Origin of the sequence: Novosphingobium sp. B 225, from assembly GCF_002198665.1 — a bacterium.
Classification (GTDB): domain Bacteria; phylum Pseudomonadota; class Alphaproteobacteria; order Sphingomonadales; family Sphingomonadaceae; genus Novosphingobium.
Genome location: NZ_MWLM01000034.1, coordinates 113,984 through 131,044, shown reverse-complemented (window position 1 = coordinate 131,044; position 17,061 = coordinate 113,984). Strand labels below are relative to the sequence as shown.

The 17,061-nt window shown below is 65.2% G+C and carries 13 protein-coding genes; 6 read left to right on the top strand and 7 right to left on the bottom strand.

Going from position 1 to position 17,061, the window contains the following annotated elements:
* Positions 1–108: 108 nt before the first annotated feature.
* Together MNBBLIKP_RS05510 and MNBBLIKP_RS05505 are read right to left on the bottom strand one after the other, a co-directional pair.
* Positions 109–3,012, bottom strand: a complete 2,904-nt coding sequence (locus tag MNBBLIKP_RS05510; RefSeq protein WP_088308271.1) for a TonB-dependent receptor — start codon at positions 3,010–3,012, stop codon at positions 109–111.
* A gap of 158 nt (positions 3,013–3,170) precedes the next feature.
* Positions 3,171–4,199: a LacI family DNA-binding transcriptional regulator gene (locus tag MNBBLIKP_RS05505; RefSeq protein ID WP_088308269.1), complete on the bottom strand. Its 1,029-nt coding sequence runs from the start codon at positions 4,197–4,199 to the stop codon at positions 3,171–3,173.
* A gap of 214 nt (positions 4,200–4,413) precedes the next feature.
* Here MNBBLIKP_RS05505 and MNBBLIKP_RS05500 point away from each other — a divergent pair, with 214 nt between their 5' ends.
* Entirely contained in the window at positions 4,414–5,382 is a 969-nt protein-coding gene (locus tag MNBBLIKP_RS05500) for a cupin-like domain-containing protein (protein ID WP_176399664.1), read from the top strand.
* On the opposite strand, the gene MNBBLIKP_RS05495 is transcribed toward MNBBLIKP_RS05500, so the two are convergent.
* On the bottom strand, positions 5,366–6,223 hold the full coding sequence (locus tag MNBBLIKP_RS05495; protein ID WP_088308265.1) for an endonuclease/exonuclease/phosphatase family protein: 858 nt from the start codon (positions 6,221–6,223) through the stop codon (positions 5,366–5,368). The genes MNBBLIKP_RS05500 and MNBBLIKP_RS05495 overlap by 17 nt on opposite strands.
* Positions 6,220–7,473 carry a cation:proton antiporter gene (locus MNBBLIKP_RS05490; protein ID WP_088308263.1) on the bottom strand — a complete coding sequence of 418 codons (1,254 nt, stop codon included), beginning with the start codon at positions 7,471–7,473 and terminating at the stop codon, positions 6,220–6,222. The genes MNBBLIKP_RS05495 and MNBBLIKP_RS05490 overlap by 4 nt, the downstream gene beginning before the upstream one ends.
* A gap of 155 nt (positions 7,474–7,628) precedes the next feature.
* Here MNBBLIKP_RS05490 and zwf point away from each other — a divergent pair, with 155 nt between their 5' ends.
* The 5 genes from zwf (at position 7,629) to MNBBLIKP_RS05465 (ending at position 14,496) form a co-directional block, all read left to right on the top strand.
* Entirely contained in the window at positions 7,629–9,068 is a 1,440-nt protein-coding gene (zwf, locus tag MNBBLIKP_RS05485; protein WP_088308326.1) for a glucose-6-phosphate dehydrogenase, read from the top strand.
* Between the two features lie 6 nt (positions 9,069–9,074).
* The gene (gene edd, locus MNBBLIKP_RS05480; RefSeq protein ID WP_088308261.1) at positions 9,075–10,889 is read left to right on the top strand and encodes a phosphogluconate dehydratase; all 1,815 of its coding nucleotides are present in this window, start codon (positions 9,075–9,077) and stop codon (positions 10,887–10,889) included.
* Entirely contained in the window at positions 10,886–11,863 is a 978-nt protein-coding gene (locus MNBBLIKP_RS05475; protein WP_088308259.1) for a glucokinase, read from the top strand. The genes edd and MNBBLIKP_RS05475 overlap by 4 nt, the downstream gene beginning before the upstream one ends.
* Complete coding sequence (gene eda, locus MNBBLIKP_RS05470) at positions 11,860–12,474, top strand: bifunctional 4-hydroxy-2-oxoglutarate aldolase/2-dehydro-3-deoxy-phosphogluconate aldolase (RefSeq protein WP_088308257.1); 615 nt, start codon at positions 11,860–11,862, stop codon at positions 12,472–12,474. Before MNBBLIKP_RS05475 ends, eda begins: the two co-directional genes overlap by 4 nt.
* Positions 12,475–12,552: 78 nt before the next feature.
* A complete protein-coding gene (locus tag MNBBLIKP_RS05465; RefSeq protein ID WP_088308255.1) occupies positions 12,553–14,496 on the top strand; it encodes a hypothetical protein in 1,944 nt (647 codons plus the stop codon).
* On the opposite strand, the gene MNBBLIKP_RS05460 is transcribed toward MNBBLIKP_RS05465, so the two are convergent.
* From MNBBLIKP_RS05460 to MNBBLIKP_RS05450, 3 genes are read right to left on the bottom strand one after another with little or no spacing between them, the layout of a single operon-like run.
* On the bottom strand, positions 14,493–15,485 hold the full coding sequence (locus MNBBLIKP_RS05460) for a DUF2891 domain-containing protein (RefSeq protein ID WP_088308253.1): 993 nt from the start codon (positions 15,483–15,485) through the stop codon (positions 14,493–14,495). The genes MNBBLIKP_RS05465 and MNBBLIKP_RS05460 overlap by 4 nt on opposite strands.
* Positions 15,482–16,417 (bottom strand): DUF979 domain-containing protein, encoded by a 936-nt coding sequence (locus tag MNBBLIKP_RS05455; protein WP_088308251.1) that lies wholly within the window; start codon positions 16,415–16,417, stop codon positions 15,482–15,484. The genes MNBBLIKP_RS05460 and MNBBLIKP_RS05455 overlap by 4 nt, the downstream gene beginning before the upstream one ends.
* Positions 16,414–17,061 carry a DUF969 domain-containing protein gene (locus tag MNBBLIKP_RS05450; RefSeq protein ID WP_088308324.1) on the bottom strand — a complete coding sequence of 216 codons (648 nt, stop codon included), beginning with the start codon at positions 17,059–17,061 and terminating at the stop codon, positions 16,414–16,416. Before MNBBLIKP_RS05450 ends, MNBBLIKP_RS05455 begins: the two co-directional genes overlap by 4 nt.

Sequence of the window (17,061 nt, the reverse complement as noted above, 5' to 3'; positions counted from 1 at the left end):
CAGGGTCAGACCCCTCATGGCGATGCCCCCAGAGAGTGCGACGGGGGCTCCGCGCCTGGCCTGCCGGGAACGGACGCGCCATGACAGCGCGTCCGCATTCCCAGACGGTCAGAACCGGTAGCTTGCGCCAAGCAGGAACTGACGACCGTACTTTTCGTAGATTTCCGGCACCGCACCGCCATCAGCCGTGCGCGCCCCGCCGCCATCGACGCCCAGACGGGTGCGATAGGGCGAATCGGTCAGGTTGTTGACCTGGAACAGCAACGAGAGCCCTTCCAGATTGGTCCCTTCTGCGAAAGTATAGCCAAGCTGCGCATCGAGCTGCTTGTCCGCAAGGATTTCGGTCGCCCCGCGCGATGCGAACAGCTGAACCACTTCACCCTTGAACGGCGAACGGTAGCGATAGCTTGCGCGGGCCTGGAAGCCCCACTTTTCGAAGTAACCGGTGATGTTGTAAACCGTTCCCGACAGCCCCGGAATGCGGGTGGCCGCAATCGTTTTGGCATTGGTCGAGTTGGTCGGACGCAGATCGGACTTGGTATAGCTGTAGCTGCCGATGATCCCGAAGCCATCCAGCGCCGGAACGATCTTGCCCAAGCTCAACGCACCGGAGATTTCCAGACCGTAGAGCTTGCCGCCCTTGCCGTTGGCCGGCTGGTTGATCTGGCCCAGCGGGCTGACCGTGACCCCGACCGGGATCACCGCGGTTGGCGGAACGGTCAGGCCGGTGAAATCGAACACCTGGCGCTGGGTGTAGATGTAATTGTCCAGATGCTTGTAGAAACCGGCGATCGACACATAGCTCGACCGGTCGATGTACCATTCATAGGCCAGATCGACCGCCTTGGCGCGCCAGGGCTCGAGATAGGGGTTGCCGCCGCTGGCATTCCAGGGATTGATCGTACCGCCCGGCTGGCAGTTGGCCGAAGACCCGCCGCTGCCAGAACAGGGATTGGAGAAGCCGGGGATGAAGTCTGCCCGCATTTCGTCCATGCGCGGACGCGCCATGGTTTTCGATGCGGCCAGCCGCAGCCGGTGCCCGCCACCCAGTTCATAGGTCAGGTTCAGGCTGGGCAACCAATCAGTATAGCTGGTCGAACGCGAGACCGGGGTGACCACGCGCGGCGTAACCGTGACGTTGATCGCGCTGCCGTGCGAAGCCTGCTTCTGGTGGACCACCTGCACACCGATATTGCCGTGCAGACCGCCCGCCTCGATGTTCAGCTTGGCCTTGCCGGTCCAGATATCTTCCTCGATGTCCCACGCCTTGTCGAAGGTGTTGGCATCGATATAGACCACCTGGTTGTAATAGTTCGGCAGAGCGCGGGCGAGATCGACCGACAGCACGCCGCCCATTCCGGCGAACGCCAGCGAAGTCGGCTGCACCAGATAGTCCGAACCGACCAGGGTCTGGGTGCGGTTGTTCTTGAGGAACAGGTCAAATTCCTCGACCGTCTTGGTCTTGGTCCGGCGGGTATAGTTGCCGCCCAGTTCGACACTGCGGAAGAAGCTTTCGCCGAATTCGTGCTTGAGGCCGATGTCTGCCGCCCAGACCTTTTCAGTCACATGCGGGTTCTTGGTCGCGCCATCATGGCCCCAGCCGCCCCAGGGCGCGCGGTCACCCAGCGAAACCTTGCTGGCATCGGCATAGTTGAGCCCTTCGCTCCAGTCGGGGAAGCCTTCGCCGGTCAGGAACTGGGTGTAATCCCAGCCGATGCTGTCAAACACGCGGTTGGCGTTCTGCGTGGCCGACGTGGCGCAGCAGCCGTAACCGGCATAGGTTTCGGTGATGCTTTCATCCCGCTTGTTGCGCGAATAGGACAGGTCGGTGATCAGCGTGGTTGAATCGCCCAGCTGGAATTCGGTGTTCCATCCGGCGCTGAACAAGTGATCGTCACGGGTGTTGAGATCGTTGCGCAGCTGCGGAGCGACCCCGGTGGTGGTCCCGGTGACGCCTACAGTGGTTCCGCCCAGCATGGTTGTGGTGGTGTTGGTGAACTTCTGGCTATCGGCCCAGACGTTGGAGAACCACTGGGTACCGCGCATCACCTCGCGCTGTTTGAAGCGCGAATAGTAAAGGTCGAGCGTGGAGTGGATCGAATCGCTGGGCTTCAGTTCCAGGATGCCGATCGCCGCATCGCGCTTGTTCTCACGCGAATAGGCGAACACTTCCTGCCCGGTAACATAGGTCGCACCCTTGTTTGCGGCGGGCGTGATGTTGTTGTCGATCCCGCAGCAGAACGTTTCATAGTTATAGGCCTTGATGTGGCGGTTCTGCGACGGGCTGTCGAGGTGGGCATAACCGATCGCCCAGCCCACGGTGCCGTCCTCGTTCTGGTCGATATAGCTTGCGCTGCCGCGCCAGCCCCAGTTGCGCACATCCTCGTTGAGCCGTCCGCCGCTGTTCAGTTCGCCGCGCAGGTTGAGCGCGATGGCGCGCTTGCCGAATTCAAGCGGGCGCACCGTGCGCAGGTCCGCCGAACCCGACAGGCCCATGCCCGCGATCGATGCGTCAGGCGTCTTGTAGACCACCACGCTCTGCAGCAGTTCCGAAGGATACTGGTCAAATTCGACCGAGCGGTTGTCACCCGAGCTGGCCTGCTGGCGGCCATTGAGGAAGGTGGTGGTGAAGTCCGGCGAGAGCCCGCGGATCGAGATCGACTGGGCACGGCCGCCGACGCGCTGCGCAGCAAGGCCGGGCAGACGGGCAATCGATTCCGCGATCGAAACGTCGGGCAGCTTGCCGATTTCTTCGGCCGAGATCGATTCAACGATGCTTTCGGCATTGCGCTTGAGATTGATCGAGTTGGCGATCGAATAGCGGATGCCCGAGACGATGATTTCGCCATTGGCGTCAGTCAGCGCTTCATCAGCTGGCGGATTGGCGTCTTGCGCCAGGGCGGCCTGCGGCACGAGCGCGGCAAGTGCCAGCGTGGACGCGGCGGTCAGCCCGAATCGATAAGTGCGCGGCAGCCGAATCGCGGCTTGGCCGATGGTATCCCTCATTGCCATTCATCCCCTCCGTAAGTGCGGTATTCCGTCATTTTTCCTTCGCCGTCTGCCATGAGCAGGGGCGTGGAAACTTGGAAGCGCTTCCAACTTAGTGCCGCAAGCAGTGCGCGCCGTCAATAGGAAGCGCTTCCAACGCATAGGAATTCAGAATGCGGGGTTCAGCCAGCCCCGCTGGAATCGCGCACGACCAGGCTGTGATCCAGCACTTCGCGCCGCACATCCTGCTGTGCGCCGCCGATCAGTTCGGCCAGCAATTCCACCGCCCGCGCGCCCATCTGCCGCAGCGGCTGGTGGATCGTGGTCAGCGGCGGCCAGACGATTTCAGACACCGGGGTATCGTCAAACCCGGTGATCGCGATTTGCTGGGGGATCTGCAGACCCGCCTTGTGTGCGGCGAGCAGCGCGCCCGCAGCCATATCGTCATTGGCGCAGACCAGCGCTGTGATCGGTTGCGTCCCGTCCAGCAGCCGCTGGGCACAGTCCAGCCCCGAACGGAAAGTGAAGTTACCGCGTTCGAGCACGATCGTATCGGCGCCGATCCCCGCATCGTGCAGCGCCTGGACGAACCCGTCAAAGCGCGTTTCCGCCGAAAGGTGGCCTTGCAGCCCCTTGATAAAGGCAAACCGGCGGTGGCCCATTGCCAGCAAATGCGCGCCAATATCGTAGCCCGCCTGGCGATCATCGATCCCCAGCGTGGCCACCACCCCGTCGCTGGCGGGGCCCGCAGCGATCGCCACGACCCGGCATTGCATGGTTTCCAGCGCGCGCAGCAGTTCGATGTCATCGGCAAAGGGCGGGGTCAGGATAATCCCGTCGCACTGATCATCGCTGGCGCTGGCGATCACTTCGGCGGCCGCGCCCGGATCGTTCTGGTTGACCACATGGGTGATCAGTTGCGCCCCGATCCGGGCCGAAGCCCGGGTCGCGCCCAGTTCCAGCGCCGAGCTGAAGTAAGAGTTGGGTTCGCTGTCAAAGTCCGATGCATGGACCAGGGCCAGCCGCATCGCCTTGCGTCCGGCCAGGTGCCGCGCCTGCAGGTTGACCCGGTAGCCCAGCATCTGCACCGCGCGCATCACTTTGTCGCGCACTTCCTCGCGCACGTTGGGCTGATGGTTGAGCACGCGCGAAACCGTGGTGCGCGCCACCCCGGCCAGCGCAGCAACATCATCGATAGTGGGTTTGCTCACTGGCCAAACGAACTCGAAAACATGGATGCCCCTGTGCCCCTGATTTGTATTGTTGCAACCAATTGCAGGCTTGGCAAGCCGGGAGCGCTGCCCAGGTAATTGCAAGGTGCATCAAGGCCAAGCGTTGGAAGCGCTTCCTAAACACATCGATCCGTGCCAGCTTGGCCCGGTCATGCCTTGCCCCGTCCCCCCGCCCAGCGGTGATTCCGCCGCTTTGTTCGCCCCCGGCGCTCCGCCTCCGGCGGAGCCGCTGGTGCTGCGCGGGATCGTGCGGCATTGGCCGGTGGTGCAGGCGGCGAGCGAAGGGCCAGGCGCGGTGCTGGCCCTGCTGCGCGGTTATGGCGGCGCGCAGGAACTCGATTTTGCCATCCTGCCTCCGGCGCAGCAGGGCCGGTTCCACTATGCCCCGGACCTGCGCGGCTTCAACTTCGCGCGGAACAGTGCCAGCCTGGGCGAACTGCTTAACCGGATCGAGGCTGAATGGCACAGCCCCACCGGTGCCGCGATTGCCGCCCAGGGCGTCATCGCGCGCGAAGTGACTCCGGCGTTTGCGCAAAGCCATCCGCTGCCGCTGCTGCCCGGCCCGGGCGAGGCCCGGCTGTGGATCGGCACCCGCGCGCAAGTGGCGGCCCATTCCGACCCGGCCCCCAATCTGGCCTATTGCACTGCTGGCCGCCGCCGCTTCACGCTCTATCCGCCCGAGCAGGTGGGCAACCTTTACATGGGGCCATTCGATCCGACCCCGGCGGGCACCCCGATCGCGATGACCGATCCGCTGCACCCTGATCCTGCGCGCTATCCGCGCTTTGCCGCAGCCTGCGAAGCGGCGTGGATTGCTGAACTTGAACCGGGCGACGCAGTCTATGTGCCCTATGGCTGGTTCCACCATGTCGAGGCGCTGGATCCGGTCTCGATGCTGGTCAATTACTGGTGGCCCGCGCCTGCCATGACCCCGGCTTCGGCCTGGGATGCGATGCTGCACGGCATGCTTGCGCTGCGCCCGCTGTCAGCCGAAGCGCGGCGGCACTGGGCTGCGATGTTCGCACATTATGTGTTCGAAGCAGACGGCCCGGCCGGCGAACACTTGCCGCCGCCGGCGCGCGGTGTGCTGGGCGCCCGTGGCGCGGCAGATCTTGCCGCGATGCAGCGGATGCTGATCGCCAGCCTTACCCGCAGGCCCTGACGCCCGGCAGTGCCAGATCGGCAATCACCGGAAAGTGATCCGAAGCCAGCCGCCCGTCGAACTGTTCGGCCAGGGCGTGATAGCGCAGCACGCGGGTTCCGGGCGCGACAAGCACGTGGTCAATCGTCTGCCCGGACCTGGGGCTGGGATCATAGCCGTTGAAGGTAACGGTGGTTCCCGCCGCCTTGCTTCCCGCCGCCGTCCGCGCATCGGCCAGCGATCCCAGCAACGCCTGCATCGAACTTTCGGTCAGTTCCGCATTGAAATCACCCAGCAGCACCACTGCTTCACCGCGCTTGCGGTGGGCAGCGATCCAGCTGGCCAGCATCTTGCCGCTTTCCAGCCGCGCCTGCTTGCCCAGATGGTCCCAATGCGTGTTGATGGCGAGCACCCGCGCGCCGTCTGCGCGGCGGCGCAGGTGCGCCCAGGTTGCGACCCGGCGATAGCTGGCATCCCAGCCGAGCGAAGGCACCTGCGGTGTGGATGAAAGCCAGAACATGCCGCTGGCGCGCACCGTGAACAACCGCCGCGAAACGAACAGCGGCGAAGCTTCTCCCTGTCCTGCCCCGTCGCGCCCCGCGCCGATCCGCTGGTGATGGGGCAGCGCCGCTTCCAGATCACTGAGCTGCCCCGGCACCACTTCCTGCAGACCCAGAATCGCAGGCTGGAGGAGATCAAGCTGCGACAGGAACAGCGGCCGCCGTTTTTCCCAGCGGTTTTCGCCATCAGCCGGAGTGTCGAGCCGGATGTTATAGGTCATCACCCGCAGTTCGGGTGCGCAAGGGGTCGCTTGCACCGGGGCTGAAGCCAGCAAGGCTGCGACCGCGGCCACGCGCTTCACGTGATGGCTCCTTCGGCCCGCGCCTTGCGGCCATAGACCGCTTCGAACAGCGGGCTGGCCATCAGGGTGGTGACGATCGCCATCACCACCAGGATCGCGAACAGCCCCGGTTCGATCACCCCGCGCTGCAGCCCGATGTTGATGATGATCAGTTCCATCAGCCCGCGCGCATTCATCAGCGCGCCGATGCCCATGGCAGTGGCATGATCATGCCCCGACAGCCGCGCTGCGAGATAGCAGGCCCCGCCCTTGGCCAGGATCGAAGCCGCCAGGATCGCCAGCGCCGCCATCGCCAGCGCCAGGTTATCGACCACCGCCAGCTGGGTGTTGAGCCCGGAAAAAGTGAAGAACATCGGCAGCAGGAACACTGTGGTGAACGGTTCAAGCTTGGCGCGGACTTCTTCGGCAAATGCCCCGCGCGGCATCGCCGTGCCCAGCAGGAACCCGCCGAACACCGCATGGATCCCGACCGCATCCATCGCGAAAGCGCTGAGCAGAAACAGCACCAGGACCGTGCCGAGCAGGGCCATGTCAGTTTCACCCTTGCGGGCATGGATCGCGGCGAGCGGAGCCAGCAGGCGCGGCGCGATGACGATCATCACGAAGGCAAAGGACAGCCCGCCGCCGATTGCCAGCCAGGCAATATGCGCGCCCTCACCCAGGCTGGCGAGCACCACCGCAACCACGATCCAGGCCCCGGCATCACCAATCGCGCCAGAGGAAAGCGACAGGGTGCCCAGCCTGGTGTGCGCAATCCCGCGTTCGTGGATGATCCGCGCGAGCATCGGGAAGGCCGTGATCGCAATCGCCGCGCCCAGGAACAGCGCGGCCTGCGCCGTACCGACGCGCGGGGTGAACAGCCCTTCGATGCCCAGCAGCCAGGGTGCCATCAGCGCCGCCACGGCAAATGGCGCGGCCATCGATCCAAAGGCGACCACCGCCGCCGAACGCGCGCTGGCGCGGAATTCGGCCTTGTCGAAAGTCAGCCCGACCAGGAACATGTACAGCCCCACGCCCAGCTGCGCGCCGACATAGAGCACTTTCTTGCTTTCCGCGGGAAACAGCGCCGCTTCCAGTCCCGGTGCCGCAAAGCCCAGGATCGACGGGCCAAGCAGCACCCCGGCGATCATTTCCCCCACCACTTGCGGCTGGCCCAGAAAGCGCTGGGCAAAGGCGCCAACCAAACGGCAGACCGCGATGATCACGGCAAGTTGCAGAAAGAACAGGACGCTAAGCTGGCTGGCAGTCATCGCGGCAATTCCTATGGCAGAATACGGTGTTGGGGAAGACGTTGCTCTGCGCAGACGTATGCAGCGCCCGTGCATTGGAATGCGCTGCTATGGCGCGGGGGCTGCAGCGCTGCTACCCACCGCTGCGTCACATCAGCCAGACAGAGGTGCCGGAGATGAGCTTTACTGCCGATCGACTGCTGCTGTTTGGCGCCACTGGTGATCTGGCGCAGCGCATGCTGCTGCCTTCGCTCTGCGCGCTGGGGGTGGACAAATTGATCGCGCCGGACCTGCGGATCATCGGCACGGCGCGGCAGGACCTGGATGATCAGGGCTATCGCAACTTCACCCGCGCCGCGCTGGAAAAGTTCCTGCCGCCCGACCGGCGCGGAAGCATGGCTGAATTCCTCAACCGGCTGCATTATCAACCGCTCGATGCCAACGACACCGCGCATTTCCACTCGCTGGCCGAAAAAGTGGGGCCGATCGAACGCGGTCTGTCGATCTTCCTTTCCACCGCACCCAGCCTGTTTGAACCGACCATTGCCGGACTCGTCGCAGGCGGGCTGACCGGGGACAAAGTGCGGATCGGGTTGGAAAAGCCGCTGGGCACCGATCTGGAAACCAGCCGCGAGATCAACGATGCGGTCGCCAGCGCGTTCAGTGAGGACCGGATTTTCCGGATCGACCACTATCTGGGCAAGGAAACGGTCCAGAACCTGCTGGCGCTGCGGTTCGCCAACATCATGTTCGAACCGCTGTGGAACGCGGCGCATATCGATCACGTCCAGATTACCGTGGCCGAAACGGTCGGTCTGGAAAGCCGCGCGGGCTATTACGACGGGGCCGGCGCGCTGCGTGATATGGTGCAGAACCATATGTTGCAGCTGCTTGCACTGGTCGCGATGGAACCGCCAGCCAGCTTTGACGCCACAGCGGTTCGCGATGAAAAGGTCAAGGCGCTGCGGGCGCTGCGGCTGACCCACCCGGACGAAACGGTCACCGGCCAGTACCGCAAGGGCGCAATCGATGGCCAGCCCGTAGCTGGTTACGATGACGAACTGGGCCGCGATTCCGACACCGAAACCTATGTCGCGATCAAGGCGCATATCGACAACTGGCGCTGGAAGGGCGTGCCGTTCTATCTGCGCACGGGCAAGCGGATGCCCCAGCGCCGCACCGAGATCGTGGTGCAGTTCCGGCAGGTGCCGCATTCGATCTTTGCCGGGCGCGGCGCGCGGACCGAACCGAACCGGCTGGTGATCGGAATTCAGCCCGAAGAAAATATCTCGCTCTCGTTGATGGCCAAAGTCCCGGGACTTGACCGCGACGGGATCCGCCTGCGTGCGGTGCCGCTCGACATTGCGATGCCCGATGCCTTTGCCGGGCCGACGAAGCGGATCGCCTATGAACGCCTGCTGCTCGACCTGATCGAGGGCGACCAGACGCTGTTCGTCCGCCGCGACGAAGTGGAAGCGCAATGGGACTGGATCGACGCGATCCGCGCCAGCTGGGCGGAACATGGTGTGCGCCCCAAGAGTTATACCGCCGGCAGCTGGGGCCCGTCCGCCGCTGTCGCCCTGACCGAACGCGACGGCGCAACCTGGCACGAGTAGCAGAGCATGACCCAGCTTCACCCCATTATCGAGCGCGTTACCGCAAGGATCATCGACCGTTCGAAGGACAGCCGCCGCCGCTATCTCGACCTGATCGAGCGCGAAGCCCATAGCTCTACCGCGCGCAGCGGCCTGTCCTGCTCAAACCTGGCCCATGGCTTTGCCGCGGCCGAGGGAGACAAGGCAGCCATCGCCAGCGGGCGCGGGCCGAACCTGGCGATCGTTACCGCCTATAACGACATGCTGTCCGCGCATCAGCCCTATGCGCGCTATCCCGAAGCGATGAAGCTGTACGCCCGCGAAGTTGGTGCGACCGCGCAGGTGGCCGGCGGCGTGCCCGCGATGTGCGACGGGGTGACCCAGGGGCAAGCCGGCATGGAACTGTCGCTGTTCAGCCGCGATGCCATCGCCATAGGCACGGCCATCGCGATGAGCCACGCGATGTTCGATGGCATGGCCTTGCTGGGGATTTGCGACAAGATCGTTCCCGGGCTGGTGATCGGTGCGCTGCGGTTCGGCCATTTGCCCGCGCTGTTCGTGCCGAGCGGCCCGATGCCCAGCGGCATCGCCAACAAGGACAAGCAGAAAGTCCGCCAGCTCTATGCCGAAGGCAAGGCCAGCCGGGCCGAGCTGTTGGACAGCGAGAGCAAGAGCTATCATTCGCCGGGCACCTGCACTTTCTATGGCACGGCCAATTCCAATCAGATGATGATGGAGATGATGGGCCTGCACATTCCGGGCGCAGCCTTTGTGCCGCCCGGCACTCCGCTGCGTTCCGCGCTGACCCGCGCTGCGGTGCACCGCCTGGCCGAGATTGGCCGGGACAGTGCAGACTATCGCCCGATGGGGCTGGTGGTTGATGAAAAGGCGATTGTGAACGCCTGTGTCGGTCTGCTCGCCACGGGTGGATCGACCAACCATGCGATCCACTTGCCGGCCATGGCCCGTGCGGCGGGCGTGCAGCTTGATTGGCAGGATCTGGACGAATTGAGCAGCGCCGTGCCGCTGATCGCGCGGGTCTATCCCAATGGCGCTGGCGATGTGAACCATTTCCACGCCGCTGGCGGGATCGGCTATGTCGTGCGCGAATTGCTCGATGCCGGTCTGGCTCACGCAGACGTGCTGACCGTGGCCGCAGGCGGCATGCGGGCCTATGCCGATGAGCCCTGGCTGGACGGCGAAGCGCTGGCCGTCCGCCCCGCCCCGGCGCAGAGCGGCGATGATGCGATGTTGCGCCCGGTTGCGCAGCCGTTCCTGGGCGATGGCGGAATGCGGCTGGTTCAGGGCAACCTGGGCCGCGCCACATTCAAGACCAGCGCGGTCGATGCCGAACGCTGGACGATCGAGGCCCCGGCCCGGGTATTCGACAGCCAGGAAGCCGTGCAGGCCGCGTTCAAGGCGGGCGAACTGGACCGCGATGTCGTCGTTGTGGTCCGCTTTCAGGGCCCGCGCGCCAATGGTATGCCCGAGCTGCACAAGCTGACCCCGCCGCTGGGCGTCCTGCAGGACCGCGGCTTCAAGGTGGCGCTGGTAACCGACGGCCGCATGTCGGGCGCATCGGGCAAGATTCCGGCGGCCATCCATGTCACCCCGGAGGCGCTGGGCGGCGGCGCCTTGGCGCTGCTTCAGGATGGCGATCTGGTTCGGCTTTGCGCCAACATCGGATCGCTGGAAGTGCTGGCCGACCTGTCCACCCGCACCCCGGCCGCGCCGCCGCGCCTGGAAATGGGCACCGGGCGCGAACTGTTCGCTGTGCTGCGCCACCACGCCGACGGGGCTGAACGGGGCGGTTCGGCCATGCTGGCGGAGGCGGGACTTTGAACACGGAACTCGTCACTGTCGACATCGGCGGCACCCATGCACGCTTTGCCATGGCCGAAGTATCCGCCGATGGCAGCATCACGCTGGGCGAACCGGCCACACTCCACACCAAAGACCACGCCAGCTTCCAGACCGCCTGGGAAGACTTTGCCCGCCAGCAGGGCGGCACCCTGCCCCCCAATGTGGCGATTGCCGTGGCCGGTCCGGTCGGGGGCGAGGTAATCCGCTTTACCAACAACCCGTGGATCATCCGCCCCGCGCTGATCCCGGAAAAGCTGGGTGCGAGCCGCCATACGCTGGTCAACGATTTCGGCGCGGTCGGCCATGCCGTGGCGCGCGCCGGGGTAGACCATTTCGTCCACCTCGCTGGCCCGGACGAGCCGCTGCCCGCCCAGGGCACACTGTCGATCGTCGGTCCCGGCACGGGGCTGGGCGTGGCGCATGTCTGGCGCGATGGCGCAGGACAATACCGCGTCCAGGCGACCGAAGGCGGGCATATCGACTTTGCCCCGCTCGACAGCATCGAAGATGCCGTGCTGGCCCGGCTGCGCCAGCGCTATCGCCGGGTTTCGGTGGAGCGGGTGGTTTCCGGCCCCGGGATCGTCGACATCTATGAAGCCCTGGCCGCGCTGGAAGGGCGCGCGATTCAGCCGCTGGATGACCGCACGCTGTGGCAACTGGGCACTTCGGGCGAAGACAGCCTGGCCGCCGCTGCGGTTGACCGGTTCTGCCTGTCGCTGGGCGCGGTTGCCGGAGACATTGCCCTGGCCCAGGGCGCCAGCGGCGTGGTGATCGCAGGCGGTCTTGGCCTGCGGATCAAGGACACCCTGCTGCAATCAGGCTTTGCCAGCCGGTTTCGCGCCAAGGGCCGGTTCGAAGGCCTGATGGCCGCTTTGCCGGTCAAACTTATCACCCATCCCCAGCCGGGCCTATTCGGGGCTGCGGCGGCCTTTGCTGCGGAGCATCTTGCATGACCACCATCGAACACATCATGCGCCTGGCCCCGGTGATCCCGGTGCTGGTGATCGAAGACGTGGCCCACGCTCGCCCGATTGCCGAAGCCCTGGTTGCGGGCGGCTTGCCCGTGCTCGAAGTGACCCTGCGCACCGCCAGCGCGCTCGACGTGATCCGCGAGATGAAGCAGGTTCCCGGCGCGGTCGTCGGCGCGGGCACGGTGCTCAACGAACATGCGCTCGACGATGCGCTGACCGCAGGGAGCGAGTTCATCGTCTCCCCCGGGCTGACCGAAAGCCTGGCCAAAGCCGCGATTGCCGCCAAAGTCCCCTTCCTGCCCGGCACCGCCACCAGCAGCGACATCATGCGCGGGCTCGACCTGGGGCTGGACCGGTTCAAGTTCTTCCCGGCCGAGGCCAATGGCGGCATCCCCGCACTGAAGGCGATTGCCGGTCCGTTCGGCTCGGTCCGGTTCTGCCCGACCGGCGGGATCACCGCCCAGACCGCACCTGACTGGCTTGCGCTGGACGCAGTGTTGTGTTGCGGCGGATCGTGGATTGTCCCCAAGGGCACCCCCGATAAGGCCGCGATCGAGGCTGCGGCCCGGACGGCAGCAACGCTTCCCCGCTGATCCGCTGCAACGGGCTGGCTTGCCATCCCGATCCGCGGCGCTAATCTGCTCCGGTCGCGCGGAACCGGAGTTGACCCGATGCGGGCCATATTGGCGCTTGCCCTGACACTTTGCCTTGCCCTTGGCCTGCCCGCCCCGCTGAAGGCGCAGAACGCCCTGATCCCGCCCGGTGCAGAATCCCTGCCAGAACGCTTGCGGCGGCTGGCCGTCGCCCCGCTGGTCCTGACCCCCGGCAGCGATCGCACCGCCTGTCTTGGCGCGGTGAGCGATTCCGACAGCTACGACAACAGTGACATCAAGCTCTGCGATACGATCTGGAGCCAGCGCGTGACGCTGGAAGCAATCGATGGCCCCGGCAGCAACCGGGTACGCCTGCGGTTCGGTGATCTGGGCTGCCTCTATTCCAACAACGTGGCCAGCATCGCCAGCATCGGCATTTGCGATGATCGGCGCGCAGCGGAAACCTGGACTGTGCGCGACAGGCAATTGGTCGATCAGGCCGGGCGCTGTCTTGAAGCGGCCTGGTATGAAGGAACGAAAACGCTCCGCCCGCAAACGCTGCAATGCGATCCTGCCCGGACCGGGCAACAATGGTACCTGGAATCGATGCGGGCGGTGCAGGACCGGATGGGGGCAAAGGGCCGGGCAATCTGGGGGACGGATTCGGGTCGCAAGGACGGCCTGAAGCGCGAAGTGGTGGAACAGCTGCGCCCGCGCTTTTCGGTGCGGCAACTGACATCGTCCGAAAAGTCCGAAGTGCGCAAGCTGCGCGACAGCTGGAAGAATTCCCCGGCCCTGCCCTGGCTCGAACTCTATGGGACCAAGGACTATTGGAAAAAGCGCGAATCGATGGCCAAGGCCCTGATCGACTGGCCGGTGCTGAAACGGCTGAGCGAACTGGCCGAAAGCGGTGACCGCGACGCGATGCATGCCGTGCTCGAAGGGCTGATCGTGCTGCAGTATGGCAACGCCAGGGAATCCTATAAATTGCCGGGCTGGCAGCAATTTCCTGAACAGGGCAATTACGATCTGGTGCAGGTGGTGGTGCCCACCCTGGCCGACATCTGGGGGGCGCACTATTGGCAGCGCCACGGCCCGGATCGGCTGGCCGCGCTGTCCGGAGCCAGCTGCCTGACGGATTGCCTGGGCTATTCGATGCAGTTCGTGCAGGTCGGAAAATATGCCAACCCGTTCAACTGGGCGCGCACCGGCAAGAGCGATTATGCCTTCAAGTTTGAAAACTTTTCCTTTGTTCCGGTGACCTATACGCCCGAGCAAGCCGAGAAGAAATTCCTCGCCTCGCTTGAGAAGTTATCGTGGGGCGAATCGCCGGGAGCGGACGATACCGTTTTCGGCGCGATGCACGCCGCCCGGACCGGGCGACTGGCGCTGTGGGACGCGGTGATCCTGTCTGGCCAGAGCGAACGCTGGGGGCGGCAATCGAAGCCCGGTCAGGCCATGCTGAAAGCCGTGCTGGCGCGGCGTGAGGATGCAAAATGGCGGGCCGAATTCGCCACCTTTATGGGCAAGGCCGCGCCAACATCGCTGGAACTGTGGCAGATCCAGCGGAATCTCGTCGGGAAAAACGATGCCGATGTGTTTGCCTTTGCCCAGCGCTATACCCTGACCGACCGCGATCTGCTCAACCGGTTCTGCGTCGGGGGCCGCGCCGCCATGCCATCGTGCCAACGGGGCCTTTCATGGATGGCCAACATCGATGCCGAACGCGCCGCCGCGGGCGCGCGGGCCCAGGCCGAAGCCGATGCAAAGCTGGCCGCCGAACTAGCCACCAAGGCGCGCTGGGAAGAGGAACAGCGGCAGAAATACGTCGCCTGGCGCAAGACCCAGAAGCCCAGCTTCTGGGACCAGCTGGCCGGGCTGGCTGAAGGGTTCGATGCGGCGATGCGCGCGGGCAGCGGCACAGTGACCGTGCGCGAATATGACAAGGCCGGCAATTACCTCGGCTCACGCGAAGTCAGCCGCGCCTGGGCCGCGGGCCAAGGTGCAACGCCGGTGAACTAACCCGCTTCGAGCGCCAGCAGCGCGTAAGTCGCGAGCCAATGTTCGCCCATGTAATCGTCTGCCAGATGCGGCAAGGCAGCGGCGATGTGGCTTTCGGCCACTTGCCCGGCAATCGGGCGGACCGGATGTCCATCGGGCAAAGCGCGGGCGATGGAACGCCAGCACCATGCGCGGCTGAGATTGAGCCCATCGAGATGCGCAATCTTGCCGTCACTGCGGTCTGACACGTGCGCCGGGGTGAACAACGTCGCCGGGCTTTGCATGGCGGCGGCGGGCAGGAACAGGTCAAACCAGTCGGCAAAGTCAGCGCCCATGGTCCGGCTCATCACCAGTGCCTCGGTCAGTGCTGAGGACAGGAAATCGTCCCCGCTGGGCTCCCACGCCTGACAGGCGCGGTCCAGCCCGAACCAGTCTTGCGCGCGGGCCGCGATCAGCGCGGCGAGCGCCGGATCGTGGGTGCTGGCCCAGTCATGCGCCAGCACCATCGCGAAGGCCGAATTGAAGTGCGTGCCGACCCGGATCGGATAGGTCTGGACCGGCAGGAACGCGGCGAAGCGCGCCGCAAAGGCGCGCGCGAATGGCTCCGCGTGGCCTGCCCAGGGCGCATCGTGCCGCGCCAGTTCGCCATGCAGCGCCAGCACCCAGGCCCAGCCATAGGGCCGCACGAACCCGCGCGTGCTGGGATTGGCGAGGTAGGCCAGCTCACCCACGAAGTTCTCTGCCGTCAGCATCCGGTCGGCATGCGCGCGCACCCGGTCCGCTTCGGGCAGGCGCGGATAGAGCCGGGCCAGCCGCATGACCTGCCAATAGCCGTGGACGCAGGAATGGAAATCAAAGCTGCCGTGGAAGATCGGGTGCAGATCGCTGGGGCGGCGGACATCGGCGGGGCCGTCCATCACATGGTCCAGCTTGTGCGGAAATTCGCGGGTCAGGTGGCCCAGCGTCAGCGCCATGAACTGCGCGGCGTGGCTGTCAGTCAGCTGCATCATGGGAAGGCCAGCCAGTAAATGAGCATGATATTGACCGCGAGCAGCGGCAAGGCCGTGGGGACCTGCGCCTTCACCACCGCATTGCGGTCAGGCAGGTCAAGCAGCGCGGCGGGGACAATGTTGAAGTTCGCTGCCATCGGCGTCATCAGCGTGCCGCAGAACCCCGCGAGCATCCCGATCGCGGCGACAATCGCCGGATCGCCGTGGTACTGGTGGATCAGCAAGGGCAGCCCGATCGCCGCGGCCATCACCGGGAAAGCGGCAAAGGCGTTCCCCATCACCATCGTGAACAGCGCCATGCCAAGGCCGTAAGCCAGCACGGCGGCAAACAGGCTGCCTTGCGGGATCACCCCGGCCATCAGTTTGCCAACCACATCCCCTACCCCGGCCAGTGCGAACACCGCACCCAGACTGGCCAGCATCTGCGGCAGGATCCCGGCCCAGCCGACCGTATCCATCAGCCGCCGCCCTTCCTGCAGCGGCACCAAGGGCGCGGCGCGCAGCACCGCCATGCCGCAGGCCAGCGCCAGCAGCACACCCAGCGTCAGGCTGACCAGCGTGACCTGTTTGGGATCGACCAGCGCGGGCGCGAGCTTGAACAGGAATGTTCCCGCCAGCGCCGTGGCCGGGATCACCAGGGCAAGCAGGAACAGGCGGTTGCCATGATGCGCCGCCGCACCAGCGCGCTCCGCCTCGCTTGCCCCGCCGCTGCCTTTGCCAAGCCCCAGCGCAGCAAGCGCGACCAGCGCAAGGACCAGCACCCCGTTGCCGAGATCGCCCAGTTGATCCCCGGCCAGCATCGACAGCGCCAACAGGCCCCAGAACGCGCCATTTATCAGGCGCTTCGGATTGCTGGCATCGGTCAGTGACAGCGCGGCGAAGGCGGTGAAAGCCAGTCCGGCGACCACATATACCTGTGCGAGCCCGATCATTGCCCGGCCTCCTTGCGGTCCAGTCGCCACAGGCGGAAGCCATGGATGGCAAAGGCGAAAATCGCGGTGGGGATCGCCCAGACCGACAGGTCGAACGGGCTTAGCTGAATACCCTGCTGATCCATGAAGCCCTTCATCAGCAGGATTGAGCCGATCGCGATGAAGATATCCTCACCAAAGAACAGCCCGACGTTGTCAGTCGCAGCAGACAAGGCCTTGATCCGGTTCTGCTCGGCCGGATCGTCAGAGCCCGATGCGGCGACCGCCATGGGTGCGACCAGCGGCCGGACGGTCTGCGCCGGGCCGGCGATGGAGGTGAGGCCCAGCGCGCTGGTGAGCTGGCGGAACAGCAGATAGCCGAGCAGCAACCGCCCGGTCGTGGCCCCTTTCAGTCCGGAAATCAGCGCCTTGGCGCGTTCCTGCAACCCGCGGCGCTCAAGCAGCCCGATCACCGGCAGCACGATCCAGATCACCGAAACATAGCGCGTGTTGTTGAACGCCTTGCCGAAGGCGGCCACGATTTCAACCAGCTGCAAGCCCGCGCTGAGCCCCGAGGCGAGAGCAGCGGCAAGTATCACCACGAGCGGATTGAACCGCAGCACAAAGCCAAAGACCATCACCGCCAAACCGGATAGAACCCACAG